Below are 1061 nucleotides of genomic sequence, written 5' to 3' on the forward strand. Positions count from 1 at the left end.
TGCTGATTTAAATGTTAGCACAGGAAAATTAGCTGATCTTGCAGTAACAACCTCTAAGATTGCTGATGCAAATGTTACGACAGAAAAATTAGCTGCTGATGCAGTAACTTCACTCAAAATATTAAATGGTGAAATAATAGATGCAGACGTAAATGCCAACGCCGAGATTGGAATAAATAAATTGGCAAATGGAACAAATGGTCAAATAATTATTTCCGATGGTACGAATAATGCTTTCAGATCGTTGTCAGGAAATGTTACGATTGACAATAATGGAACAACTACAATTGGCGCAAACCAAGTTGTTAATTCAATGATTGCTGATGGTACTATAGTTAACAATGATATTGCTAATGGAACAATAGATCTTAGCACAAAAGTAACGGGAACTTTGCCTTTTGCAAATGGTGGAACAGGTACGAGTACAGTAACAGGAACTGGTAGTTTGGTTTTGTCAGCATCTCCTACATTCACGGGAACGGCGGGTTTTATAAATATTACAGCTACCAAAATCGATGCTTCCGCGATTAGTGCGAATCAGATTGATGCATCTAATATTTTTGGTACAAATGGAAATTTTAAGAATTTAACGGTTAGTGAAAATTTACCAGGATCGGGGAACTTGAACGTAGAAGCATTAGCTACATTAAATAGAGCATCAGTTATCAATAATGTGACTATTGGGGGGACATTAGGGGTGACAAGTAATACTTCTCTTAGTACTTTAGGTACAAGTGGATTGGCTACCTTAAATAGTGTAGCGGTTACGAATAATGCAACTGTTGGCGGAACCTTAGATGTAACTGGAGCAACAGTAGTGAAAAGCACATTAAATGCACAAGGTGCAGTTGATTTTGATACGACTTTAAATGTTGATGGTACAGCAACAATAGGAGGTACTTTAGACGTAACTGGCATCACCACTACGCAAGGAATAACCAATTCAGGAAATATTGATTCTGACACACTTTCAACAAGTGGATTAGCAACAATAGGAGGTACTTTAGACGTAACTGGCATCACCACTACGCAAGGAATAACCAATTCAGGAAATATTGATT

1 protein-coding gene is annotated in these 1061 nt (G+C 37.2%); it reads left to right on the forward strand.

What is annotated here, in order from left to right; genetic code table 11:
* Window positions 1–1061: hypothetical protein (locus ACEN2H_RS15615; protein ID WP_441733989.1), on the forward strand; the 1061-nt coding region annotated here is incomplete at both ends.

It is taken from the genome of Flavobacterium sp. W22_SRS_FP1 (genome assembly GCF_052113685.1).
In the GTDB taxonomy this organism is placed as follows: Bacteria; Bacteroidota; Bacteroidia; order Flavobacteriales; family Flavobacteriaceae; genus Flavobacterium.